Genomic DNA, 23,635 nt, shown 5'->3' on the forward strand with positions numbered 1-23,635 from the left:
ATGGATGCCTCATCAGCGGTGCAGCCGCTGCTATCCATCGTGGTGCTTGTCTACAACACCGCCGAGTACCTGCCAGCCTGTTTCGACTCGCTGTTGCAACAGCGCTACCGCCCTATCGAAATCATTGCCATCGACGATGCTAGTACCGATGATAGCCTGTCTATCTGCCGGGCCTACGAAGCAGAGCATGCGGAGTTTCGGTGCATCACCAAGGCCAATGAAGGCGGCGCAGTATCCGGCAATTTGGGTATCTCTTTGGCCCGTGGCGCCTATGTTGCACTGGTCGACTCCGACGACCTAGTCACCCCTGATGGCTACCAACTGATGATGGCGAAAGCTCTGGCGACCTCAGCGGATATCGTAGTCGGGCGGGCCGCCCGTCTGGTCAATGGGCGCATGTCTACAACCTCGCTGCTCTACGAGCCTTTCGTGTGGTGCCGCGCGCGCGTTGTTGAGTCCGTTGCTCAGTTCCCTGACTTGACCGAGGACGGCTTCTATTGGAACAAGGTTTTTTGTCTGGACTTCTTGCGACGGCACGGGCTGGGCATGGTTCCCGGCCTGCTCTACGCAGACCGGCCGTTCGTACACTGTGCCTATTACCTGAGCCGCCGAACGGTGATCCTTCCCGATCTGGTTTATCTCTGGCGCAGCCGGGACACAGCAACAGCACTGTCAATCACCCAGAACAAGGCCGCTGCGGCCAATTTTGACGACCGGGTGCGCTCCATTGCGATCGAGTGGGAGCAGTTCGATGATATTGCCGGTGCTGATGAGTACCGTCGTCTTATAGCCCTGCAGAACCTGCAACGTGCCTTGCATGTGGCCAGTGGTCTTGTTGCTTCGCCGGCCTTGCGTGAGGTATTTCTCGCCGGCATGCAGCGCCTGCTGGTGTTGTTCGGCGAATTCGACTGGCACGCGCTGGGTGTGCGCCGTGCGCTCTATCTGCACCTGTTGAGCAGGGGCGATATCGACGGATTTTGCCGTGCGCTGGCCTTGCCGATGAATGGTCGGGTCAAGCAGGGAACGGATGGCAGATGCTACTGGGCCGACCCCATCGAGGATGGTGGTTTAGACCTCGAGCGCGAACTGTTGCACATCGATTTCCCCAGCATCGGGTTCTTCCGGATGGGCCGAGTGTACGCCAAGGGTAGGACGCTGATACTCGAGCTAGAACTGCACGACGCAATCATGGCCAACTGCAGTGTCGAGCTGACATTGCTCTCTATGGAGGGCAACGGCGGCTTCGCTTTCGTTTCGATCGGGCGCAAGCACCAGCATATCCACGTGTTCTCGTTGGATCTACATAAGCTCGACACGAGAGGGGAGCGCTATGGTCTGGTGCTGGACTACTGTCACGCCGGTCGCAGGGGGCATTACCGCATTGGCCGCGCGCTTGTCGCCGAGCCAGCTTGGCGCGCGCTGCCGCTCGTCGTGCAGGGTGGCTGGCAGGTGGGATTCGATGAAATGTTGGGTGGTATCGGCGTAAGAAGGGCCGTCGAATGAGTGCACGTGTAGCCTCTTCGCACGGCAGCGAAGTCCAGCCGTCTGGGCACCTATACTGTGGTCAGTGTGTCTTTCCTGGCGAGCGTGCTTCGTCTCTTTTAGGTCAATGCCCATGAAAAAAATCATCCCGGTCACTCGTCCGTTACTACCGCCGCTGGATGAGTTCGTTCCCTACCTGGAGAAAATCTGGGCGAGCGGTATCCTGACCAATGGTGGCAGCATGCACACGGAACTGGAGCGTGCGTTGTGCGAATACCTGGGTGTCGAACATATCGCGTTGTTCGCCAACGGCACTCTGGCGTTGGTAACAGCCTTGCAGGCATTACGCATCACAGGAGAGGTGATCACCACGCCCTATTCGTTCGTCGCCACCGCGCACTCCTTGCTGTGGAATGGCATCAAGCCGGTGTTCGTTGACATTGACCCGGATACCCTCAACCTAGATCCATGTAAGATTGAGGCTGCGATCACTCCGCAGACCACAGCGATCATGCCGGTGCATTGCTATGGCAATCCCTGCGATGTGGCGGAGATCGACCGTATCGCTGACACCTATAACCTACGGGTGATCTACGATGCCGCACATGCCTTCGCGGTGCGCGATCTCGGCGGCAGCATCCTTCGCCATGGGGATCTCAGCGTGCTGAGCTTCCACGCCACCAAGGTTTTCAACACCTTCGAGGGAGGCGCGATCATCTGCCCGGACGAAAGAACCCGGCAGCGCATCAATCATTTGAAGAACTTCGGCTTCGTCAATGACACCACGGTGGTCGCGCCTGGTATCAACGGCAAAATGAGCGAGATTAATGCGGCCTTTGGCCTGTTGCAGCTCAAATACATCGATCAGGCACTGGCGCGGCGTCGCGACCTAGATGGCCTGTATCGGCGTCTGCTTGAAGGCTTACCGGGGTTGAGTTGTATACGGCCAAGTGGTCAGGCAGCGGACAACTATGCGTACTTCCCAATATTAGTGGAGGAAAGTTTCCGCCTTTCGCGTGATGACCTGTTTCAGGCGCTGCGCGACCAGGGCATCTTTGTGCGCCGCTATTTCTACCCGCTGATCAGTGACTTTCCGATGTACCGCGGGCTGCCCTCGGCTGAGCCGGCAAACTTGCCGGTGGCGTCGGCAATTGCCAGGAAGGTGCTCTGTCTGCCGATATACCCCGATCTGGCAGAAACGGACGTCACCGTCATTTGCGAGCTTCTTGCGCAGATCGGACGAGGCTAACCTTTGTGACGCTGTCAGCCTGTTGAATCATGCATTGGAGCCATTTTCTTGGTGAAGTCTTTACTGAATGCTCAGATCAGTCGGCCTCTTTTGGGCAAGGTACTGCTGGCGAGCTGGCGATTCCTCGACTGGCTTGTCCCCAAGCGCAGCGATCATTGGGCGTTTTTCACCCACCCGCTCAAGCGCACCCAGTTCGTGGAAAATTCCAGGGCGGTATTCGAGCAGGTCAAGGATGATGCCTCCATCCATAAGCTGATCTTCACCCGCGGTGCTGGTGTGACGTTGTCTCTGCAAGGCGGCTGCAATGTTCGCGTTGTCAACTTGCAAAGCCTTGATGGTCTTTGCACGCTGGCGCGCTGCGGCGTACTCCTACTGACCAACTCCATTGCTATGGACTTAGTCCTGCGTTGGGCAGACGGCTCACGTAACTTCCCTCGTCCTAGCCTGAGTCGGCGCATTGTCATCAACCTGTGGCACGGAATTCCTTTGAAGCGTCTGTTCGCTCTAGCCAACGCCGAGCAGCGACAGCATGGGGATCGCGATGCCTTCCGCCGTAAGGAGCGGACTTTCTACAGCGGCTTGGTGAGTTCCTCGGATATCGACAGCTATGCGATGGCGGCGATTTTCCATCCGATTGATTATCAGAATGTCTGGATAACCGGCTTACCTCGCAACGACTTTCTACGCACCGCCGAGTGCAACCTGCCGGACTTCCTGCGAGATGAGGTGGAAACGATACGGTGCCTGAAAAAAGGCCAACGCCTGATCACCTACGCCCCGACTTATCGGGAGACCGATATCCAAGGCTCCGAGTGCTACCAGTTTGAAGAGAGTGAGATTGCGCGCTTGAAAGAACTGCTTCGCAGGCATAACGCGGTGCTGGGCTTTCGCATGCACTATTTTCGCAACAGCGACCGCCTGTTCAATATGGAGCGCTATGTCGATGGTGAGTCGATCATTGATTTGGGCCATACCACGATCAGCGAGATCGCACCTGTGTTGCGTGAATCTGACATGATCATCACGGACTATTCGTCGGTATACATCGACGCGATGTACATCGATAAGCCGGTATTTAGCTTCGCCTATGACCTTGAGCACTATCAGGCGCGGCAAAACGGCCTGTTATATGACATGGAATTGGCATTTCCCGGCCCTGTTCGTAAAGATTTTCAAGGGCTATTGAACGCTCTGGAGCAAGAGCTGAGTTGTCCGCGGCAGGCGGCAAGCGCTCATTATCGGATCACCAAGAAACTATTTTTCACCTTTCATGACGACCGTAATTCCGCGCGAGTGGTTGAGCGCTTGAAGGCATTAACGGCAAAGGGGCAGTAAGTGGCAGAGAACATGAGCAACGCCGGGTGTCCGCTGGTCAGCGTCGTCATGCCTGCTTATAAGGGCCTTTACCTGGCAGAGGCGCTCGAGAGCCTGCAGCTGCAAACGTATCGACCGATTGAGTTGATCATTTGCGACGATGCCCGCACGGATGAGGTGCAGGAAGTTGTCGATGCATTCCGGTCATCTGCTGACTTTCCCATCCAGTATCAACGCAATGAGAGGCGGTTGTGGGAAACCCGAAGCACCGCGCGTGCAGTCGCGCTGGCCAGCGGTGAGTACGTCAAGATTTTGCACGACGACGACATGCTGCACTCTGACTGTATCGCCTCATTGGTCGCTGTTATGCAGGCCGATCCGGGAGTTGCTATCGCCAGCTCGCGCCGGCGCCGTGTGGATGAGGAAGGTAATCCGTTGCCCGACACGCTGGCGACGGTGTATCCCTTTCGAGACGATGTCGTCATCAACGGGGAAGACCTAATCTCCTTTCTCGCCGACCACACAATCAACTTTATTGGCGAACCTAGCACCGTGCTCTGTCGCCGCAGCGATCTGCTCGATTTCGGTGATGAGCTTTCGGTACTTAATGGCGTGCGGGTGACCTGGGTCGCCGACCTCGCACTATATGTAAAGCTGTTCAAGCGCGGTCATTTGGCCATGCTCGCTCGCCCACTGACAGACTTTCGCGTATCACGTGATCAGTTCAGTCAGCTGGGTCGTGACAAGCCTGGCGTCGGTGACAAGGGGCACGAGGATTTTCGGCAGGGTATTCGCGACCTCGGTTGGTACCGCAGTGGCAGCAAGACGCGAATGGTTCAGGTGGCGCCTATCACTCGGCTGAAAACGCGTGTGTTCAAACCCCTGGACATACTCGCAGCGATTTACAAAGCGGCCGGGCAGAGTGGTACGTCACTGAGTGCCTGGCTCGCTGCGCGCAAGCCCTCGGCAGAACAGATGCCATTGATCGAGCAGCGCCTGCAATCCCATGGCGGCGGCCCGCGTTTTGGCGTGTTCTTGCTGGATCGTAGCGGTGATACGCAGGCGCTGGAACGCAGCGTCGTCAGCCTCGAAGAGACCAATATCTACCGCAATATCGACGTCCAGATCGTCTCGATGGCGGGCCTGTCCTCCTTGCCTGGCCGCTCGATTACGATTATTCCAACCGACTCAGTCGCTGCGGTCGAAACGCTCAATCGCGTCATACAAGAGTGGCCCGTGCACTGGTGCCTGTTGGTTAACAGCGGTGTTACTTTCACCAGCAGTGGTTTGCTAATGACGGCCCTGGAGTTGATTGGAAATGAAGCCTGCATCGCTCTCTATGGTGATGAGTTGGTGCGGGGCAGTGATGGCGAGCTGGGTGTTGCCCTGCGGCCTGATTTCAACCTTGATCTGTTGCTGAGTTTTCCTGCCAGTACGGCGCGTCATTGGCTGTTTCGTCGGGATGAGTTGCTGGCTTTGGGCGGCTTCAATACGCAGTTCGACGAGGCGTTTGAGCTGGAATACATCCTACGGCTGATTGAGCAGCGCGGCCTAAGTGGTTTGGGCCATGTCAGCGAGCCGTTACTGGCCGCAGATGCGTTCGCTCTACGGGACAGCCCGCAGGAGCGAGAAGTGATCGAGCGCCACCTTCGTACTCGGGGGTATCAGCAGCCCAGCGTCGCCTCACGGCAGGCGGGGCGTTATCAGCTGGATTATGCCCATGGTCAGCAGCCATTGGTGAGTATTCTGATCCCCTTTACTGATCAGTTGGGGCGCCTGCAGCGCTGCGTGGAAACGCTGCTAGAGAACACCACGTATCCACACTACGAGCTGCTCTTGCTGGATTTGGGGAGCGAGCAGCAGGGCACACTCGACTGGTTGCAGGCCATCGAGCAGATTGGCAAGGAGCGCATCCGTGTGCTGCATTTTGCAGCGGGAACATCTCGACCATTGGCCGGTAATGCGGCGATGGATTACCTACAGGGCGAGATATTGCTATGGCTGGATGTCGGTGCCGGCATAGTAGCCGGTGACTGGCTTGTACAACTGCTGAACCATGCTCTGCGTCCAGAGGTGGGTGCGGTGGGAGCCAAGTTGCTGTCTGCAGACGGTCTTATCCATCATGCTGGTCTCTTGCTGGGATTGCGTGGCCCGGCGGGCAAGGCCTTCGAAGGACTCGAACTTGACGATGCAGGGTATATGCAGCGGTTGCAGGTAGAACAGAACTACTCTGCACTCAGCGGCGAGTGCCTGATGATCCGCCGGGAGTTGTTTGTCGAGCTGGGTGGATTTGATCTGGAGCCCTTGTTAGAGCGTTGGGTCGATGTCGATCTTTGTCTGAAGGCTCGACAGGCCGGTTACCTCAACGTGTGGACTCCGCGTGCGCAGCTGCTGATGGACGGCCAAGCCTCGCTTCCCGCCAGCAACGCGCAGGAAGATGCGATGTACGCTCGTTGGCTGCCCATTCTGGCTCGCGATCCTTCCTACAATGCTGGCCTTTCTCTGCAAGCCGAGCAAGGGTTCAAGCTGGCCGATCCTCAATTGGCCTGGCGGCCGTTGCAGGCCTGGCGGCCTGTTCCGACTATTCTTGCGCACCCGGCTGATCTCTACGGGTGCGGCAACTACCGGGTTATCCAGCCGTTCTCGGCGATGAAGCAGGCGGGCTTAGTCGACGGTGCCTTGTCGGTGGGCTTGTTGCATGTGGCGGACCTGGAACGCTACGAGCCCGATGTGGTGCTATTGCAGCGTCAGATTGGCGAGACTCGACTGGAGGCGATGCGCCGGGTGCAGGTTTTTTCCAACGCCTTCAAAGTCTATGAGCTTGACGATTACCTGCCCAACCTGCCGCTGAAGAATGCCCACCGCCAGCATATGCCGAAGGACATTCTTAAGTCATTGCGTCGCGGTCTGGCCTATGTCGATCGGTTTGTTGTCTCCACTGAGCCTCTGGCAGAGGCGTTCGCGGATTTACATACGGATATTCGAGTGATCGAAAACCGTCTGCCCGTGCAATGGTGGGGTGGTTTGCAAAGCAAGCGCCGGGTTTCTGCGCGACCGCGTGTAGGCTGGGCTGGGGGCTCGAGCCATACCGGCGACCTAGAAATGATCGCTGACGTAGTCAGTGAGCTGGCAGATGAGGTCGATTGGGTATTTTTCGGCATGTGCCCTGACAAACTGCGGCCCTATATGAAGGAGTTGCATGCAGGGGTCGAAATTAGTCGTTACCCGCAGGCCTTGGCGAGCCTGAATCTTGACCTGGCCTTGGCGCCTGTAGAGCAAAACCTGTTCAACGAGTGCAAAAGTAACCTGCGCCTGCTGGAGTACGGGGCTTGCGGTTTCCCAGTGATCTGCAGTGATGTGCGCTGTTATCAAGACGCTTTGCCTGTCACTCGGGTCAAGAACCGTTTCCGCGATTGGGTGGATGCCATACGCATGCACCTAGCCGACCTAGATGCCTGTGCGCAGGCAGGTGATGAGTTGCGCAGGGTGGTGCAGCGGGACTGGATGCTGTGTGGTGAAAACCTGACAGCCTGGCTCGGCGCCTGGACACCCGATTGATGTTCCGAATTTGTTGGGAAAATCAGGGTTGCCAAGTGGGCGACATTAAGATGCACATCCCAGCCCTTAGATAGCCACAGCGCTATGCTCATGATCAGACAGCAGTGTGAGATTGGGCCACCCTTCTTGTGATCAGGCGATTAACTGGAATATAAAATGAGCGATACTCAAGCAAGCGAAGCCAAACAAGTGAAAATGCCAGTTGAACTCAGTCAGGAAGAACAAGAGATCGTCACCTACATCATGAAAAATGGGTTGACGCTGGTGTCTTATCAGCGCCTGTGGGCGACATTGATGGCATGCAAGCACGCAATCGAGCGCAATCTTGAAGGTGACTTCGTTGAGTGTGGTGTCTGGCGTGGTGGTAATGCAATTCTCGCGGCGGCTATGTTTAAACTGCATAATTTTCCACGTAAGGTTTACATGTTCGATACCTTCAAAGGTATGACCGAGCCGACTGATGCAGACAAGTATTTTTCCAATGGCGAAAAAGTCTTAGACGTCTTTAGCAGTAAACAGCGTGATACGCACAACGAGATGTATTATTCCTCCATAGATGAAGTTAAAGATAACTTCATTAAGGCGGGGCTGCTCGGCGATAATATTATTTTTGTTGAGGGCGATGTGCTGAAAACCCTGGATGAGAAACACAATGTCCCTGAAAAAATATGTGTTCTCCGCCTTGATACAGACTGGTATGAATCCACCAAAAAGGAACTTGAAGTTCTCTATCCTCGGATCGTCATTGGTGGCTCAGTGATCATCGACGATTACGGCCATTTCACCGGATCCAAACAGGCGACTGACGAGTACTTTTCTGCTACGAAAAAGCGTCCGCTGCTCTGCTATACCGATTACACTGGCCGAATTGGCGTGAAATTCGACTGATGCCTTTTAGGCAGTTGTACTGACTGGGGGGGGCGAATTAGAAAAGTTCTTTTAAATCATCAAGTTGATTTTTATGGCCTGAATGGATCGCGACCTTTGATCCTCATTAAGGCGCATGGCAGTACGCTTTTCGCACCCGTTCGCACCGCCGCTTATCTAGCACAGCGACCGCCCACTACGTCCCTTTGATCGTGTACTGGCCTATGGGGCACGTTACTCCAGCACAAATATGCCCATCCGTGGGTGCGGCTCAGTTTTTCTGTGCGGTGTCCGTACAGCCTTATCTGAGTGGTGTTTGCGACAGCTATCTGCATCCCTCATCATTTTTCAGGTGGATTGTCGAGTCTGAGCCTACGACTTTCTACCTCTAGCATGAAGCGGTATTCAATATACTCCGGGTTCTCTGACCACCACGAGCCCGCTGTCGCCCGTTTAATCGAAAAGCCCGCCCGATGGAAAAGCATCAACCAGTTTTCCAGCGGGAGGCAGTTGAAGTGGGAGTAGAACCATACCCACTTTGTACTGTGCTGCGGCACTATTACCAATAGCACCCCATCGTCCTTGAGTGTCCTGTTGTACTGCCAGAGCTGGAACAGCGGGTTTAATGAATGCTCAAGCGTATGGCGTGTGGTGATGAAGTCTAGACTCTTCGGTAGGAAGTGCTCCGCAAATTCACTCATGTCGGCAGTGATATGCTTTCCTATTGCTAGGTCAGAAGGTGGGAAATAGTCGTAATAGGTAATGTCACGGCCCATTTCCTGAGCTTTTTTCACCAAATAGCTTGTCCCGCCAACGTCGACGCCGGTGCCCGCGGGCAGTCGCTCAAGTATCCAATCGCACGACATCTCTTTGGATTTTGTCCATGTATAGCCGAAATCCTTAAATTGATCTTTCAGCTCGGCCATGAATTCTGAGTAGATTGCCATGTTATCCCTAAAGAATTGAGCGCAGAGTTTCGGTCGCCGCCGGGCTGTTGGCGATGACGGATCGGGCAGATCATAGGTGCATCATTAAGCTGTCGCCAAGTGTAATCGCGGTTTCGGCGCAAGGACTCCGACTTTGCCAGCGGTCTCGCTCACGGCTCGAATGGCTGAGGCTCAAGAAATTTTCGCGTGGGTCGATAAGTTTAACGACGTCTTGGGACAGCGTGATTTTTGGCGGTCTGAGTGTCACTGGGAAAAAAATTTTGGCCTGGCCCTAAAGCTCCGATCCCTCAGGCCGATAAGCAATACGAACGCGAACTCAATGGCTGCCTGAGAAATGCAGGGCCCGATTCGCAAGCTCAGGCAAACAAGCTAGGTCACTACGGAGGACATCCATCATGGCTTTGACAGTCAATACCAACATTGCGTCCCTCAACACTCAGCGCAATCTGAATACTTCGTCCAACGCGCTCAACACCTCTTTGCAGCGCCTGTCGACTGGCTCGAAAATCAACAGCGCCAAAGACGATGCTGCCGGCCTGCAGATATCCAACCGTCTGAGCAGTCAGATCAATGGTCTGAACGTTGCGGTGAAGAACTCCAACGACGGCATCTCCATGGCGCAAACCGCTGAAGGCGCCCTGCAGCAGTCGACCAGTATTCTGCAGCGTATGCGTGACCTGTCGCTGCAATCGGCCAACGGCTCGAACAGCACCGAAGAGCGCAAGGCACTGAACTCTGAAGTTAATGAACTGAAGAAAGAGCTGAACCGTATCTCCAACACCACCACCTTTGGTGGCAAGAAGTTGCTGGATGGCTCTTTCGAGACCACCACCTTCCAGGTAGGTAGTGCGGCGAACGAAACCATCAGCGTCAAGATCGACGAGATGAGCACCGAGTCGCTGAAAGGTACTTTCAGCTCTGGTTCGATCACTGCCGCCTCTGTGGCAGGCAGCACTGCGGCAGCCTCCGGTGCGATGGCCATCAAGGTGACCATGGTTGGTGGCGAAGAGAGAACCTTCAGCACTACCTTTGCAAGTGGCGCGACAGCTGCTCAGCAGGTACAAGCACTGGCGACAGTTATCAACGACGCCAACATCGGTGTGGGTGCTTTCGTAAATGACTCTGGTGATATCGAACTGGTTTCTGCTGCCGGGTCAGGTTCAGTCGACGGCAATATCCAGGCCTTCTCTTTCGCTTCGGGCGCTACAGTTTCCGCAGCCAAGAGTGCTACTGGAACTGATATCAGCATCGCTGAGGTCACCACCGGTAACCTGGTAGACGACATCGATATCACCGATGTTCAAGGTTCGCAGAAGGCGGTCATCGTAATCGACCAGGCGATCCAAGCGATCGACTCGCAGCGAGCTGAACTCGGTGCTGTGCAGAACCGCTTCGAGAACACCATCGGTAACCTGCAGAACATCGCAGAGAACGTTTCGGCTGCACGTGGTCGGATTCAGGATACGGACTTCGCGGCAGAAACTGCGAACCTGACCAAGAATCAGATCCTGCAACAGGCCGGTACTGCGATCCTGTCTCAGGCCAACCAGCTGCCGCAGGCGGTGCTCAGCCTCCTGCAGTAAGCCAAATCGGCTAGGCTGCTTTAAACTCCGGGGGGAAGTGCATAGCGCTTCTCCCCGTTTTGCCTTGCGAGGTAAAAGAAATGGACATCGCAATAAATAGTTTGTCTCCAGTCTTGGCCAAGCCAGCTGGATTATCTGCGCCAGCGGTTAGCGCGACTTCGGCTGGAAAAGCCGATGAGCAGTCGTCGAGTGCTGCGGCCGTTGAAGATACTGGTCGGATGTACGAGCAGGTGGACGAGGCCGTCACGTCGATCCAGAGTTTCGTGCAAAACATTCGTCGTGATTTGAATTTCAGCGTCGATGACTCTAGCGGTCGGGTTGTGGTCAAAGTGACCGACGGTGCTTCTGGCGAGGTTATTCGCCAGTTGCCATCTGAGGAGGCCCTTCGACTGGCCGAGAACCTTGAAGAGGTTCGTAGCTTATTGTTCAAGGCCGAAGCCTGAAATGGCTCGCTTCTTGAATGCCCGAATGGGGTGAATGGACGAGCGCCAATATGGTGACGAGGGGGAATTATGGCTGTTAGCGGTATTACGACTGGCATCAACTCGGGGCTACCCATCGGCGAGCTAGTAACCGCCATGGTAAATGCCGAAAAAGCGCCTAAGGAAGCACAGCTCGCCCGCCTCTCGAGCTCGACCACCACCAAGCTGTCCGGACTGGGTCAGCTCAACAGCGCGCTGGGCGAATTCCAGACCGCGCTCAAAGATCTCAATAGCGCGACCCTGTTCGAGAAACGTACTGCTACCTCGTCCAATACCAGCGCCCTGACGGCTACCGCCGGCAAGACGGCTTCGCCTGGTTCCTATGAGATTGAGGTCAAAAGCTTGGCCACGGCCAGCAAGGTCGCAACCCAGGCTTTGGGCGCCACGTTCAAGAGTGGCGATGACGAGCAGACTCTGAGTGTCAAGATCGGTGAGAGCGGGACTGCGGTCGATGTGACAATCGCTGCTGGCTCCGATCTGAATAGCATCCGTGATCAGCTCAATACTGCGCTCAAGGGCAAGGGTGTAAGCGTCAGCACCATCAACGACCCTGCCACTGGCAAGTCTCGACTTGTGTTCAGCGGCAACGAAACGGGAAATGGCAAGGATGTCATCGTGTCCGGAAGCGGTGACCTCGCCGCGCTTAGCGTTGATGGTCGGACTAAGCTTGATCCCGCCGATACTCAGGGCGCGGGCTACATCGTCCAAGCGACCAATGCTCAGTTCTCTGTGGACGGCCTGGCTTTGAGCAGCCCGACCAACTCGGTCAAGGGCGCTATAGCTGATGTCTCTTTTGAGCTGGTCGGCAAGACCGATGACAAACCCTTGACGCTCAAGGTCGGTGAGGACGGCGCGGGCGTCAAGGCGGGCATCAAAAAGTTCGTGGACGCCTACAACAAGCTGATCACCACGACCAATGATTTGACCCGGGTTACCAAGGTGGGGGAAGACGGGACACCTCTAGTTGGCGGGCTTGTCGGCGACTCGACGATTCGCAACCTGCTCAGTGGTGTGCGCAACGAGCTGGTCAATCCAACCGGTACCGGTGCGTTCAAGGTCTTGGCGGACTTGGGGATTACCACTCAGAAAAACGGCACCTTGAAAATTGATGACACCAAGCTCGATACAGCCATGAAGGGGGACTTCGATGCTGTTGGTTCGTTCTTCTTGGGTGATACCGGTTTGATGAAGCGTCTCGATGGGCAAGTTGCGGGTTACAGTCAGACAGGTGGCATTCTCTCACAGCGGATGCAGGCGCTTGAGTCTACTCGCAGCGATATCAAGAAGCAGACTGATGATCTGAACCTGCGCGTCGACAAGATGCAGCAGCGTCTGCTCTCCCAGTTCTATGCGATGGACTCGCTGGTGGGCCAGCTAAATGGTACCAGTAGTCAATTAGAGAGCGCCCTTTCCAACCTCCCTGGTGTCGTGAAGAAGAGTAGATAAATGAATACGCCTATCGATACCTACAAGAGCGTCAAGACCAGCCAGCAGGTCACTCCCTACCAAGCAGTGCAGTTGTTACTGGATGGTGCCATCGAGCGTGTCTCTCTTGCCCAGCTGGCGCAGCAGCAGGCCAATCCAGGTTTGCGTGGCGAGGCGGTAAGCGCCACCATCTCCATCATCGCTGTACTGCAGTCCAGCTTGGACAAGGAGCTCGGGGGCGAACTGGCCCAGAACCTGGATAACCTCTACGACTATATCAATCGCCGTCTGGTGGGTGTGGCGCTGGATGACACTCCGCGCCGGCTCGAGGAAGTGCAGGCTTTGTTGTCGCAGATTCGTGATGCCTGGAAAGCGATTGGCCCAGAAGTTGAGCCGACGGCGAGCTGACCGCTATAGGACGAGCCATCACGCCTTGTCTAAGGGTGTGCCCGCATCTATGCCCAAGTGGTCGACTGCAATATGCGCGCTCGATTATTTCGACGGTAATAATGATTAATCCCCGCTAAAGCTCACGCCCGCCATGCCGATACATTGAGTATTCCCGCTGTACACTGGAGTACATTCAGCATGAACGCCATGGCCGCTATGCGTCAGTATCAAAACGTCAACACTCAGGCTCAGGCTGTCGATGCTAGCCCGCATCGTCTGATTCAGATGTTGATGGAGGGTGGTTTGACTCGTTTGGCTCAGGCGCGTGGTGCAATGGAGCGTGAGCAGTTCGCAATGAAAGGCGAACTGATAGGCAAGGCCATCGGCATCATCGGTGGTCTGCGTGCCGGCTTGAACCTGGAGCAGGGTGGCGAACTGGCCGAGAATCTGGATAACCTGTACGACTACATGACCCGTCGTCTGCTTGAGGCTAACCTGAAGAATAGCGTCGAGCCGCTTGATGAAGTTGCCGGTCTGCTGCGTAATGTGAAAACCGGTTGGGACGCAATCGCCCAGTGACAGGCATGCGTGAAAGGAGCATCCCCATGAATACATCTGTTCAGCGCTTGCAGAACACCGGTACCGCGATGCGTCAGGCGTTGTCCACTCAGGATTGGGCCGCCATCGGCGAGCTAGATCTGCAGTGCCGCCAGGCTGTCGAAGACGCTATGGTCGACGCGGCGAATGATGACGGCGCTTTACGTGCCCGTATGCAGGAGCTATTGGATCTGTACAAGGATCTGGTGAGCGCTTGCCAGAACGAGCGTCAGCGACTGGCTGGTGAGCTGATTCAGTTGAATCAGTCGCAGCAAGGTGCCAAGGTTTATCAGCTTTTTGGCTGAGATGCCCTATCAAGTAATGGGCTAAGGCGGGGCTCCGCCTTGTCCGCTAATCGCCTTAAGATGTTACCCTCCTGTCCATAGGCTCTCTTGGACATGCTTCGATATTCCTCGCTTGATCCCTGCTTGATAAAAAACACGTCATTAAATTGACTAAGCGCCAATAATTGACTTTACTGCTGGCCAAATGCTGGCGCTAAAAGGCGTTAGTTGGCTTTTTCTTTCTGGGCCAGACCAACTATGTGGCGTGAAACTAAACTTCTGCTAATTGACGACAACCTCGAGCGGCGCCGTGATTTGTCGGTGATTCTTAATTTCCTGGGTGAAGATCATCTGGCTTTCGGCAGCAGTGACTGGCGTGGCGTAGTGGATCAAGTCGAGTCCAGCAGAGGTGTTCTTAGCGTGCTGCTCGGCGAGGTTCGGCTCAAGGGTGGGGCGTTGGATCTGCTCAAGGAGTTGGCTGCCTGGGACGAGTTTTTGCCCGTGCTGATGATTGACGAGCATGCCGTCGGTGACTGGCCAGAAGAGTTTCGTCGCCGGGTGCTCGCGACGCTGGAGATGCCGCCCAGCTACAACAAGCTGCTCGATTCTCTACACCGTGCCCAGGTGTACCGCGAAATGTACGACCAAGCCCGTGAGCGCGGTCGGCAGCGTGAGCCAAATCTGTTTCGCAGTCTGGTGGGTACCAGTCGAGCCATCCAGCACGTGCGGCAGATGATGCAGCAGGTCGCTGATACTGAAGCCAGTGTGTTGATCCTCGGCGAGTCAGGCACCGGCAAGGAAGTGGTCGCTCGCAACTTGCATTACCACTCCAAACGCCGTGAAGCGCCCTTCGTACCTGTTAACTGCGGTGCGATCCCTGCGGAGTTGCTGGAAAGTGAACTGTTCGGGCATGAGAAGGGGGCGTTTACCGGCGCCATCACTACGCGTGCAGGGCGCTTCGAGCTGGCCAATGGCGGTACGCTGTTTCTTGATGAAATCGGCGATATGCCGCTACCGATGCAGGTCAAGCTGCTGCGCGTGCTGCAGGAACGCACGTTTGAGCGAGTAGGCAGCAACAAGACCCAGAACGCCGATGTGCGCATCATTGCAGCCACGCACAAGAATCTTGAGAACATGATCGAGGGCGGCAGCTTCCGCGAGGATCTGTATTACCGCCTCAACGTGTTCCCCATCGAGATGGCACCGCTGCGCGAGCGTATCGAAGATATTCCGTTGTTGATGAACGAGCTCATCTCTCGGATGGAGCACGAGAAGCGTGGCTCCATTCGCTTCAACTCGGCTGCGATCATGTCGCTCTGCCGGCATGACTGGGCTGGTAACGTCCGTGAGTTGGCGAACCTGGTCGAACGCATGGCGATCATGCATCCCTATGGGGTGATCGGCGCGGGCGAACTGCCAAAGAAATTTCGTCATGTGGACGATGAGGACGAGCAATTGGCCGCTAGCTTGCGCGAGGAGCTGGATGAGCGTGCAGTGCTGACATCCGCTTCATCGGGTATGGGCTCGCCTGCCATGCTGCCGGCCGAAGGGCTGGATCTGAAGGACTATCTTGGCAGCCTGGAGCAGGGGCTTATCCAGCAGGCGCTGGATGACGCAGGCGGGATCGTGGCGCGTGCTGCCGAGCGGCTGCGTATTCGCCGCACCACCCTGGTCGAGAAGATGCGCAAGTACGGTATGAGTCGGCGCGAGGACGAGGCAGGGGACGAGTAAGCCACTGGCCGACTTGAGAGGTGGGCGCGGCGATTTGCTACAGCCCACCGACAACGTTCCCCGCATTGAAAGACTGTACAGCTCGTCAGTCATTCAATTGACGCTACTGACCTAAAAAAATCCCTATCTTTCTGAAAATAAAGGATTTTATTTTCAGGCATGAGTATTGCTATCTCCTTGGCAAATGACTGTCCTATGACGGCTCGCCACGCGAGAGAGCGCAATGAAACCAAGCCCGCATCTACATGCCCAGATAGAGTCTATAGCGCCCGCACAGGCGGAGCGTGTGGGTCTTGAGCAGTCGCTGGCGTTGTTCGAGCAGATGTCGAGCCGGCTCGGTAGCTCTTACGACCTCCTGGAAAACCGCGTCAATGAACTGACTGGCCAACTGGCCCACGTCAGCGAGCAACGCGTGCAGGAACTGAATGAGAAGGAGCGTCTTGCTCACCGCCTGCAGAGTCTGTTGGATCTGCTGCCGGGTGGCGTGGTGGTGATCGATGGGCAGGGTGTCGTGCGTGAGGCCAATCCGGTTGCTCGCGATATGCTTGGTGAGCCGCTGCTTGGCCGGTTGTGGCGCGAAGTAATTGCGCAGCGCTTTGCGCCGCGCCAGGACGACGGGCACGAGATTTCGCTGACGGACGGCCGTCGGCTATCGATTTCCACGCGTTCGCTGCAAGGTGAGCCAGGGCAATTGGTGCTTCTTACCGACCTGACGGAAACCCGTCGTCTGCAGGATCAGCTCTCCCGCCATGAACGCTTGAGTGCTTTGGGGCGCATGGTCGCCTCCTTGGCGCATCAGGTGCGCACTCCGCTATCCGCTGCGCTCCTGTATGCCAGTCACCTGACTGAGCAGGTATTGCCAGTAGAACAGCAGCAACGCTTTGCCGGCCGGTTGAAAGAGCGGTTGCATGAGTTGGAGCACCAAGTGCGCGACATGCTGGTGTTTGCCCGTGGCGACCTGCCGCTGTCGGATCGACTTTCCCCCAGCCAGCTCTTCGATGCATTCAGGCGCTCTGGAGAGTCGTTGTTGCAGGGGGTAGAGGTGCGTTGGCAGTGTGATGCTCGTGATGGCGAGCTGCTGTGTAACCGCGACACTCTGGTCGGTACGCTGCTTAACTTGGTCGAGAATGCCATTCAGGCAGCAGGCCGGGGCGGGCGTCTGAAGGTTCATGCTTATGTTCGTGGTGATGCCTTGCGCTTGTCCATCAGCGACAACGGTTCAGGCATTGATGCCGCGACTTTGGCACGCTTGGGAGAACCCTTCTTCACGACCAAAACTACCGGAACCGGCCTTGGGTTGGCGGTGGTCAAGGCGGTTGCCCGTGCTCACCAGGGAGAGCTACAGCTGCGTTCGCGACCGGGACGTGGTACCTGCGCCCGATTGACTCTGCCGCTGATCAGCGCACCACCACTCTTGATTCAGGAATGATCCATGGCTGCCAAAATCCTGTTAGTTGAAGATGACCGTGCGCTGCGCGAAGCCCTGGCGGACACTCTGGAGTTGGGCGGTCATGACTATCGTGCGGTCGACTGTGCTGAAGCCGCGCTGATTGCCATCGCCGAAGAGCCATTCGGACTGGTGATCAGTGATGTCAACATGCCGGGTATGGATGGCCATCAACTGCTGTTGGTGATTCGCCAGCGGCAGCCACAATTGCCGGTGTTGTTGATGACTGCTTTTGGCGCCGTGGAGCGTGCGGTCGAAGCGATGCGTCGCGGCGCCGCCGATTACCTGGTCAAACCGTTCGAGCCCAAGGTACTGCTGGCACTGGTCGCACGGCATGCCCTGGGCCTTGCTGGCGGGCTGGAGCAGGACGGGCCAGTCGCTCGAGAACCGGCCAGCCTGCAGTTATTGGAGTTGGCTGCGCGGGTGGCTCGCAGCGATTCCACTGTGCTGATCACCGGCGAGTCGGGTACCGGCAAAGAGGTGCTGGCACGTTACCTCCATCAGCAGTCCCCGCGATCAACTGGGCCGTTCGTTGCCATCAACTGCGCGGCAATTCCGGACAACATGCTAGAGGCCACGCTATTTGGGCATGAGAAAGGCGCATTCACCGGTGCTGTAGCCAGTGCGCCAGGCAAGTTCGAGCTGGCCGAAGGCGGCACCATTCTGCTCGACGAGATTTCTGAAATGCCCCTCGCTCTGCAAGCCAAGCTATTGCGTGTGCTGCAGGAGCGTGAGGTCGAACGGGTCGGGGCGCGTAAACCGATCAGCCTGGATATTCGAGTGCTGGCGACCAGCAACCGTGATTTGGCGGTGGAGGTTGCGGCAGGGCGCTTCCGTGAGGATCTATTCTATCGGTTGTCTGTCTTCCCGCTGGCCTGGCGCCCCCTGCGTGAACGCCCGGCGGATATCCTGCCGCTGGCCGAACGTCTGCTGAACAAATACGTACGCAAGATGAACCTCGCGCCGCTGCGCCTTTCCGCTCAAGCGATCGCCTGCCTGACGAGCCATGCCTGGCCGGGCAACGTGCGTGAGCTGGACAATGCCATCCAGCGTGCGGTCATCCTCCAGCAGAGTGGGGTTATCGAGCCTCATGACCTTTGCCTGACTGCGCCGATTGGCTTTGCCCCTATGGCTCAAGCAGCGCAGCCACTGGCTGTGGTGTCTGCTATGGCTGCAGTGCCGCTATCGGAACCGGCAATGATGGACGGTGCGCTGGGAGAAGATCTGCGGCGCCGCGAGTACCAGGTGATCATCGACACCTTGCGCGCCGAGCGAGGCCGTCGCAAGGAGGCAGCCGAGAGGCTGGGCATCAGCCCTCGTACCTTGCGCTACAAGCTGGCGCAGATGCGCGATGCCGGGATGGATGTCGAGGCTTATCTTTACGCAAGCTGAGTGCGAGTAAAGCGCCACTGTGACGCGGTCATCACAAGGTGATGCCCAGGAGGCGCTCTGAAAGCCTGCCTTGATCCAGCCTGGACTCTATGGTGGCCTATCGTTTGGTGGGTTACGCGCCGCGCCGAGAGTGTAGTGCTTGAGATGACCAGGGCCGGCGGCGCTAACCCACCCTACGTTTGTGCATGCCTGGAAGTCCGTTATCGAGAAATCCAGCGGGTACAAAAAGCTCCGGTTTTCACCGAGGCTTTCGAATTTGGCTCCACGACCTGGACGCGACAGCGCAGCTGAACGCGCTTCTGCGCGGCCCCGAAGGGGTGAGCGCAGCGAATAACCTGGGACGCAGTCCCTGGTGAGAGTCCGCAGGCAATAAAAAACCTGGCCTATCGACCGGGTTTCTTGAGTTTGGCTCCACGACCTGGACTCGACAGCGCAGCTGAACGCGCTTTAGCGCGGCCCCGAAGGGGGGAGCGTAGCGAATAACCTGGGACGCAGTCCCTGGTGAGAGTCCGCAGGCAATAAAAAACCCGGCCTATCGACCGGGTTTCTTGAATTTGGCTCCACGACCTGGACTCGAACCAGGGACCCAATGATTAACAGTCATTTGCTCTACCAACTGAGCTATCGCGGAACAGCGACGCGTATCCTACTGATTACGAAGGGGAAGTCAAGCATCTGCCGGCTTCCCCTGCATCCACTCAAAGCACTTCGGCGATAGCCTTGGTGACGACTGGCAGATTGCGAGTGTTCAGTGCGGCCACGCAGATGCGGCCGGTACCCACGGCGTAGATGCCGAACTCACTGCGCAGGCGTTCGACCTGCTCGGTGGTCAGCCCGGAGTAGGAGAACATGCCGCGCTGTTCGGCGACGAAGCCGAAGTCACGCTTGGCGTTCAGGGCTGCCAGTTGCTCGACCATGGCCAGGCGCATGGTGCGGATGCGATCGCGCATTTCACCCAGTTCGGTTTCCCACATCACGCGCAGCTCAGGGCTGTTGAGTACGGCAGCGACTACGCTGGCGCCATGGGTCGGCGGGTTGGAGTAGTTGGTGCGAATCACGCGTTTGACCTGCGACAGCACGCGGCCGGTCTCTTCCTGGTCGCCGGTGACGATGGTCAGGGCGCCGACACGCTCGCCATACAGCGAGAAGGATTTGGAGAACGAGCTGGAGACGAAGAAGGTCAGGCCAGATTGGGCGAACAAACGCACCGCGGCGGCGTCTTCTTCAATACCGTCGCCGAAACCCTGGTAGGCGATATCGAGGAAGGGCACATGTTCGCGCTCGCGCACGATTTCCAGCACGGCTTGCCAGTCTTCAGGCGTCAGGTCGACCCCGGTAGGGTTGTGGCAGCAGGCGTGCAGGACGACGATGGAGCGGGCCGGCAGGTTCTTCAGGTCTTCGAGCAGGCCGCCACGGTTGACGCCATTGCTGAAGGCGTCGTAGTAGCGGTAATTGCGTACCGGGAAACCAGCGGTTTCGAACAGCGCGCGGTGGTTTTCCCAGCTCGGATCGCTGATGGCGACGGTCGCGTCAGGCAGCAGGCGCTTGAGAAAATCAGCGCCGGTTTTCAGAGCGCCGGTGCCGCCGATGGCCTGGGTGGTGATCACGCGGCCTTGCTGGATCAGCGGCGAGTCGCGGCCCAGCAGCAGCGTCTGCACGGCCTTGTCGTAGGCAGCGATGCCTTCGATCGGCAGGTAGCCACGGGGCGCGTGGGCGGCGGTCAAGGCGGTTTCCGCTTCGATCACTGCACGCAGCAGGGGAATGCGACCTTCTTCGTTGGTGTAGACACCCACGCCAAGGTTGACCTTGTCAGTGCGTGTATCGGCGTTGAATGCTTCGTTGAGGCCCAGGATAGGATCGCGCGGAGCCATTTCGACGGCGGAGAACAGACTCATGAGGGCGGCAGCTCTGTAGTGAGGGTGGGTTTAGAAACGGATTTACGTTCTTAGAACCTGTTCATGATCTGCTGTGCGTCGGCCCTGCGGCGTTAAAAACAGGCTCGGAATGCTCATTTACACCAGTAAACTCCGTTTCCTCGCCTGTTTTTGCCTTGCATGGCTCTAGCTCGCTAGATCGTGAACACGTTCTTAGCAACCCCGGCAACTGAGACTAGGGGTTGCGCAAGCGGGCCGTTAGTATAGCGGCCCATATTCTGTGTCGCGACAGCGTACACCAGGTATGACGCCAGCTCTTTCGCGGCGTCACAGCCTTTTGAGGTATTTATGTCCGAGTTCCAACTGGTCACCCGTTTCCAGCCAGCCGGCGATCAGCCCGAGGCGATCCGGCAGATGATCGAGGGCCTGGAGGCAGGCCTGTCGCACCAGACGCTGCTCGGCGTGACGGGCTCCGGCAAGACCTTCAGCATCGCCAACGTGATCGCCAAGGTGCAGCGACCTACGCTGGTGCTGGCGCCGAACAAGACCCTGGCGGCACAGCTGTATGGCGAGTTCAAGTCGTTCTTCCCGAACAACGCGGTGGAGTACTTCGTCTCCTACTACGACTACTACCAGCCCGAGGCCTATGTGCCGTCGTCGGACACCTTCATCGAGAAGGATGCGTCGATCAACGACCACATCGAGCAGATGCGTCTGTCGGCGACCAAGGCGCTGATCGAGCGCAAGGACGTCATCGTGGTCTGCACCGTCTCCTCGATCTACGGCCTGGGCAGCCCCGAGGAGTACCTGAAAATGGTGCTGCACCTCGACCGCGGCGACAAGATGGATCAGCGTGCGCTGCTGCGCCGCTTGGCTGAACTGCAGTACACGCGCAACGACATGGATTTCGCCCGTGCGACCTTTCGGGTGCGTGGCGATGTGATTGACGTCTTTCCGGCCGAATCCGACCTCGAGGCTATCCGCATCGAGCTGTTCGATGACGAGGTCGAGAACATTAGCGCCTTCGATCCGCTGACCGGCGAGGTGATCAGCCGTCTGCCGCGTTTCACCTTCTACCCCAAGAGCCACTACGTGACGCCCCGCGACACGCTGCTCGAGGCGATGGAGAAGATCAAGGTCGAGCTCAAGGATCGTCTGGACTACCTGCGCGGCGCCAACAAACTGGTAGAAGCGCAGCGCCTCGAACAGCGCACCCGCTTCGATCTGGAGATGATCCTCGAGTTGGGTTACTGCAACGGCATTGAAAACTACTCCCGCTATCTCTCCGGACGCGATTCGGGCGCGCCGCCACCGACGCTCTATGACTATTTGCCTGCCGAAGCCTTGCTGGTGATCGACGAATCCCACGTCAGCGTGCCGCAGGTCGGCGCCATGTACAAAGGCGACCGCTCGCGTAAGGAAACCTTGGTCGAGTACGGCTTCCGCCTGCCTTCCGCGTTGGATAACCGGCCGATGCGTTTCGAGGAATGGGAGGCGGCCAGCCCGCAGACCATCTTCGTTTCAGCAACGCCCGGGCCTTACGAGGCCGACCATGCGGGGCGAGTGATTGAGCAGGTGGTGCGGCCTACGGGGCTGGTCGATCCGCAGATCGAGGTGCGTCCGGCACGCACCCAGGTCGATGATCTGTTGTCCGAAATCGGCAAGCGTGTTGCCCTGGAAGAGCGCGTGCTGGTGACCACATTGACCAAGCGCATGGCCGAGGATCTGACCGACTACCTGGGTGATCACGGGGTTCGGGTGCGCTACCTGCACTCGGATATCGACACGGTGGAGCGCGTCGAGATCATTCGCGATCTGCGCATTGGTACTTTTGACGTGCTGGTGGGCATCAACCTGCTGCGTGAAGGCCTGGATATGCCCGAGGTGTCGCTGGTGGCGATCCTCGATGCGGATAAGGAGGGTTTCCTGCGTTCCGAGCGTTCGTTGATTCAGACCATCGGTCGTGCCGCCCGTAACCTCAATGGTCGCGCCATCCTCTATGCGGATCGCATGACCGGCTCCATGGAGCGCGCCATCGGCGAGACCGAGCGTCGCCGGGATAAGCAGATTGCCTTCAACGAAGCGAATGGCATCGTGCCCAAGGGGGTATTCAAGGACGTTAAGGACATTCTCGAAGGTGCGGTAGTGCCCGGTGCCCGCAGCAAAAAGCGCAAGGGCATGGCCAAGGCTGCCGAGGAGAGCGCCCGTTACGAAGCCGAGCTGCGTTCGCCCTCGGAAATCACCAAGCGTATTCGTCAGCTGGAAGAGAAGATGTATCAACTGGCGCGTGATCTGGAGTTCGAGGCCGCCGCGCAAATGCGCGACGAAATCCAGAAGATGCGTGAACGGTTATTGGCGTTATGAGCACGAGTCGCGCGCCGCGGATCTATCTGGCCGGATTCGATGTATTCAGAACCGACGCCGTCGAGCGCGGCGAGTACCTGAAAGCACTGTGCCGCGAGCAGGGGCTGGAAGGCCTTTATCCGTTCGATAATGAAGTGGCGCCCGGGCTCTTGCCTGCCGACTGCGCGATGCAGATCTGTCGGCTGAACCTGGCGATGATCCGTGAGGCGGACGCCGTACTGGCCAACCTGAACCTGTTCAGGGGCTTCGAACCTGACTCGGGCACCGCCTTCGAAATTGGCGCCGCGGTGGCGCTAGGCAAACCGGTCTGGGCCTATTTCCAGCCGCAGGGCGCCATGCGTGACTGGCTGCCAGGCAACGATCAGGGGCACGATGCGCAGGGTTTCTTGATCGAGGATTTCGGCTTGCCGCGCAACCTGATGCTCGCCTGTTCCTGGGCGGGCTGTAGTGCCAGTGCCGAGGAAGCCGTGTTGGCGTTAAGCCGGTATCTGCAGCGCGTGTTGCCTGAGCAGTAAGACGGCGCAGGTTTAGCCGTATCGAGACTGCGGTCTGACCGTTGCGTTTGCTGGAGCCGACCCTGTTGGCCCTGCTACTATTCGCACTTTCCGCGAAAGCCTCTCTGGTTCTGCCTGATGGTGGTTTTCGCCCC

Annotated in this window: 18 protein-coding genes and 1 tRNA gene; 16 read left to right on the forward strand and 3 right to left on the reverse strand. The window is 57.4% G+C overall.

The annotated features are described in order from the left end of the window. From ACZ0AI_RS01305 to ACZ0AI_RS01325, 5 genes are all read left to right on the forward strand, one after another. Positions 1-1,503, forward strand: a complete 1,503-nt coding sequence (locus ACZ0AI_RS01305; protein ID WP_463564212.1) for a glycosyltransferase — start codon at positions 1-3, stop codon at positions 1,501-1,503. Positions 1,504-1,615: 112 nt separating this feature from the next. Beyond that, the gene (locus ACZ0AI_RS01310; RefSeq protein ID WP_463564213.1) at positions 1,616-2,731 is read left to right on the forward strand and encodes a DegT/DnrJ/EryC1/StrS family aminotransferase; all 1,116 of its coding nucleotides are present in this window, start codon (positions 1,616-1,618) and stop codon (positions 2,729-2,731) included. 51 nt (positions 2,732-2,782) lie between these two features. Next, complete coding sequence (locus ACZ0AI_RS01315) at positions 2,783-4,066, forward strand: CDP-glycerol glycerophosphotransferase family protein (RefSeq protein ID WP_463564214.1); 1,284 nt, start codon at positions 2,783-2,785, stop codon at positions 4,064-4,066. A gap of 12 nt (positions 4,067-4,078) precedes the next feature. Continuing rightward, positions 4,079-7,603, forward strand: a complete 3,525-nt coding sequence (locus tag ACZ0AI_RS01320) for a glycosyltransferase (protein WP_463564215.1) — start codon at positions 4,079-4,081, stop codon at positions 7,601-7,603. 156 nt (positions 7,604-7,759) lie between these two features. Beyond that, positions 7,760-8,491, forward strand: a complete 732-nt coding sequence (locus tag ACZ0AI_RS01325; protein WP_463564216.1) for a TylF/MycF/NovP-related O-methyltransferase — start codon at positions 7,760-7,762, stop codon at positions 8,489-8,491. A 320-nt stretch (positions 8,492-8,811) separates the two neighbouring features. Here the strand turns inward: ACZ0AI_RS01325 and ACZ0AI_RS01330 are convergent, their stop codons facing one another. After that, positions 8,812-9,417, reverse strand: coding sequence for a methyltransferase domain-containing protein (locus ACZ0AI_RS01330; protein ID WP_463564217.1), 606 nt, complete (start codon positions 9,415-9,417; stop codon positions 8,812-8,814). Between the two features lie 395 nt (positions 9,418-9,812). Between ACZ0AI_RS01330 and ACZ0AI_RS01335 the strand changes: the two genes are divergently transcribed. The 9 genes from ACZ0AI_RS01335 (at position 9,813) to ACZ0AI_RS01375 (ending at position 18,748) form a co-directional block, all read left to right on the forward strand. Further along, on the forward strand, positions 9,813-11,000 hold the full coding sequence (locus ACZ0AI_RS01335) for a flagellin (protein WP_463564218.1): 1,188 nt from the start codon (positions 9,813-9,815) through the stop codon (positions 10,998-11,000). 80 nt (positions 11,001-11,080) lie between these two features. Further along, on the forward strand, positions 11,081-11,443 hold the full coding sequence (locus ACZ0AI_RS01340; RefSeq protein WP_463564219.1) for a flagellar protein FlaG: 363 nt from the start codon (positions 11,081-11,083) through the stop codon (positions 11,441-11,443). A gap of 69 nt (positions 11,444-11,512) precedes the next feature. Further along, positions 11,513-12,928 (forward strand): flagellar filament capping protein FliD, encoded by a 1,416-nt coding sequence (gene fliD, locus ACZ0AI_RS01345; RefSeq protein WP_463564220.1) that lies wholly within the window; start codon positions 11,513-11,515, stop codon positions 12,926-12,928. Continuing rightward, complete coding sequence (gene fliS, locus ACZ0AI_RS01350) at positions 12,929-13,315, forward strand: flagellar export chaperone FliS (RefSeq protein ID WP_463564221.1); 387 nt, start codon at positions 12,929-12,931, stop codon at positions 13,313-13,315. It abuts the gene before it with no gap. A 180-nt stretch (positions 13,316-13,495) separates the two neighbouring features. Beyond that, entirely contained in the window at positions 13,496-13,876 is a 381-nt protein-coding gene (gene fliS, locus ACZ0AI_RS01355; RefSeq protein ID WP_042553087.1) for a flagellar export chaperone FliS, read from the forward strand. Between the two features lie 26 nt (positions 13,877-13,902). After that, a complete protein-coding gene (locus ACZ0AI_RS01360) occupies positions 13,903-14,199 on the forward strand; it encodes a flagellar protein FliT (protein WP_463564222.1) in 297 nt (98 codons plus the stop codon). Positions 14,200-14,436: 237 nt separating this feature from the next. Further along, positions 14,437-15,909, forward strand: a complete 1,473-nt coding sequence (locus tag ACZ0AI_RS01365; protein WP_463564223.1) for a sigma-54 dependent transcriptional regulator — start codon at positions 14,437-14,439, stop codon at positions 15,907-15,909. A gap of 223 nt (positions 15,910-16,132) precedes the next feature. Next, a complete protein-coding gene (locus ACZ0AI_RS01370) occupies positions 16,133-17,338 on the forward strand; it encodes a sensor histidine kinase (protein ID WP_463569926.1) in 1,206 nt (401 codons plus the stop codon). A gap of 3 nt (positions 17,339-17,341) precedes the next feature. Beyond that, positions 17,342-18,748, forward strand: coding sequence for a sigma-54-dependent transcriptional regulator (locus ACZ0AI_RS01375; protein WP_463564225.1), 1,407 nt, complete (start codon positions 17,342-17,344; stop codon positions 18,746-18,748). A 555-nt stretch (positions 18,749-19,303) separates the two neighbouring features. Here the strand turns inward: ACZ0AI_RS01375 and ACZ0AI_RS01380 are convergent. Both ACZ0AI_RS01380 and ACZ0AI_RS01385 read right to left on the reverse strand, forming a co-directional pair. Next, positions 19,304-19,379 (reverse strand) — tRNA-Asn (locus ACZ0AI_RS01380). 67 nt (positions 19,380-19,446) lie between these two features. Then, positions 19,447-20,643 carry an amino acid aminotransferase gene (locus ACZ0AI_RS01385; protein WP_463564226.1) on the reverse strand — a complete coding sequence of 399 codons (1,197 nt, stop codon included), beginning with the start codon at positions 20,641-20,643 and terminating at the stop codon, positions 19,447-19,449. Positions 20,644-20,970: 327 nt separating this feature from the next. Here ACZ0AI_RS01385 and uvrB point away from each other — a divergent pair, with 327 nt between their 5' ends. Together uvrB and ACZ0AI_RS01395 are read left to right on the forward strand one after the other, a co-directional pair. Continuing rightward, the gene (gene uvrB, locus ACZ0AI_RS01390; protein ID WP_463564227.1) at positions 20,971-22,986 is read left to right on the forward strand and encodes an excinuclease ABC subunit UvrB; all 2,016 of its coding nucleotides are present in this window, start codon (positions 20,971-20,973) and stop codon (positions 22,984-22,986) included. Then, the gene (locus ACZ0AI_RS01395; RefSeq protein ID WP_463564228.1) at positions 22,983-23,501 is read left to right on the forward strand and encodes a nucleoside 2-deoxyribosyltransferase; all 519 of its coding nucleotides are present in this window, start codon (positions 22,983-22,985) and stop codon (positions 23,499-23,501) included. The genes uvrB and ACZ0AI_RS01395 overlap by 4 nt, the downstream gene beginning before the upstream one ends. Positions 23,502-23,635: the final 134 nt, after the last annotated feature.

This window comes from Pseudomonas sp. AC355, assembly GCF_979258205.1.

Bases quoted from the DNA above. Each gene is read 5' to 3' on its own strand.
- ACZ0AI_RS01305 (WP_463564212.1), top strand. From the start codon at position 1: ATGGATGCCTCATCAGCGGTGCAGCCGCTGCTATCCATCGTGGTGCTT.
- ACZ0AI_RS01310 (WP_463564213.1), top strand. From the start codon at position 1,616: ATGAAAAAAATCATCCCGGTCACTCGTCCGTTACTACCGCCGCTGGAT.
- ACZ0AI_RS01320 (WP_463564215.1), top strand. From the start codon at position 4,079: ATGAGCAACGCCGGGTGTCCGCTGGTCAGCGTCGTCATGCCTGCTTAT.
- ACZ0AI_RS01325 (WP_463564216.1), top strand. From the start codon at position 7,760: ATGAGCGATACTCAAGCAAGCGAAGCCAAACAAGTGAAAATGCCAGTT.
- ACZ0AI_RS01330 (WP_463564217.1), bottom strand. From the start codon at position 9,417: ATGGCAATCTACTCAGAATTCATGGCCGAGCTGAAAGATCAATTTAAG.
- ACZ0AI_RS01335 (WP_463564218.1), top strand. From the start codon at position 9,813: ATGGCTTTGACAGTCAATACCAACATTGCGTCCCTCAACACTCAGCGC.
- ACZ0AI_RS01340 (WP_463564219.1), top strand. From the start codon at position 11,081: ATGGACATCGCAATAAATAGTTTGTCTCCAGTCTTGGCCAAGCCAGCT.
- fliD (WP_463564220.1), top strand. From the start codon at position 11,513: ATGGCTGTTAGCGGTATTACGACTGGCATCAACTCGGGGCTACCCATC.
- fliS (WP_463564221.1), top strand. From the start codon at position 12,929: ATGAATACGCCTATCGATACCTACAAGAGCGTCAAGACCAGCCAGCAG.
- fliS (WP_042553087.1), top strand. From the start codon at position 13,496: ATGAACGCCATGGCCGCTATGCGTCAGTATCAAAACGTCAACACTCAG.
- ACZ0AI_RS01360 (WP_463564222.1), top strand. From the start codon at position 13,903: ATGAATACATCTGTTCAGCGCTTGCAGAACACCGGTACCGCGATGCGT.
- ACZ0AI_RS01365 (WP_463564223.1), top strand. From the start codon at position 14,437: ATGTGGCGTGAAACTAAACTTCTGCTAATTGACGACAACCTCGAGCGG.
- ACZ0AI_RS01370 (WP_463569926.1), top strand. From the start codon at position 16,133: ATGAAACCAAGCCCGCATCTACATGCCCAGATAGAGTCTATAGCGCCC.
- ACZ0AI_RS01375 (WP_463564225.1), top strand. From the start codon at position 17,342: ATGGCTGCCAAAATCCTGTTAGTTGAAGATGACCGTGCGCTGCGCGAA.
- ACZ0AI_RS01385 (WP_463564226.1), bottom strand. From the start codon at position 20,643: ATGAGTCTGTTCTCCGCCGTCGAAATGGCTCCGCGCGATCCTATCCTG.
- uvrB (WP_463564227.1), top strand. From the start codon at position 20,971: ATGTCCGAGTTCCAACTGGTCACCCGTTTCCAGCCAGCCGGCGATCAG.
- ACZ0AI_RS01395 (WP_463564228.1), top strand. From the start codon at position 22,983: ATGAGCACGAGTCGCGCGCCGCGGATCTATCTGGCCGGATTCGATGTA.